The organism is Vibrio sp. 1562, assembly GCF_033340155.1.
In the GTDB taxonomy this organism is placed as follows: Bacteria; Pseudomonadota; Gammaproteobacteria; order Enterobacterales; family Vibrionaceae; genus Vibrio; species Vibrio alginolyticus.
Genome location: NZ_JAWOVY010000349.1, coordinates 1 through 701, shown reverse-complemented (window position 1 = coordinate 701; position 701 = coordinate 1). Strand labels below are relative to the sequence as shown.

1 protein-coding gene is annotated in these 701 nt (G+C 47.5%); it reads left to right on the top strand.

Annotation, left to right across the window (positions count from 1 at the left end; all coding sequences use genetic code 11):
* Nucleotides 1–701, top strand: a 701-nt coding sequence (locus R7Z49_RS25125) for an amino acid permease (RefSeq protein WP_411913033.1), incomplete at both ends; no start/stop codon positions are given.

The window sequence follows — 701 nt, the reverse complement described above, 5'->3', positions numbered from 1 at the left end:
TTCTTCTTCACGTCCTTGCTGCCGCGTGTTATCGCTTATGCGTCTTACGCGTTCTTGTGCTATGAATACATTCTGACGCCATTCACCACTACCGTGCTCAGTATGATTTTGTTTGCGTTTGCGACCTACGTATCGACAAACGGCGCGAAAATGTTGGGGCCAATTACGTCGGTGACCTCCTCCCTCATGCTGCTACTGACAATGTCGTACATTTTACTGGCTGGCGCTGCGTTGATCGGCGGCGTAGAACCGGCTGACCCAATTACTGTAGAAGCGATGATCCCTGATTTCAGCTGGGCATTTTTAGGCATTACTACATGGATCTTTATGGCGGCAGGCGGTGCGGAATCGGTCGCGGTTTACGTAAACGATGTGAAAGGCGGCTCGAAATCGTTCGTTAAAGTCATCATCATCGCAGGTATCTTTATCGGTGTGCTTTACTCAGTCGCGTCTGTTTTGATTAACGTATTTGTTCCTAGCGAAACCCTAAAATACACGGGCGGATCGGTTCAAGTATTTGAAGGTTTGGCTGCGTACTTTGGTTTGCCAGAAATATTGATGAACCGCTTCGTAGGCTTGGTATCCTTCACTGCTATGTTTGGATCTCTACTGATGTGGACAGCAACGCCAGTGAAAATCTTCTTCTCTGAGATTCCAGAAGGCATTTTTGGTAAGAAAACCGTAGAGCTGAACGAAAACGG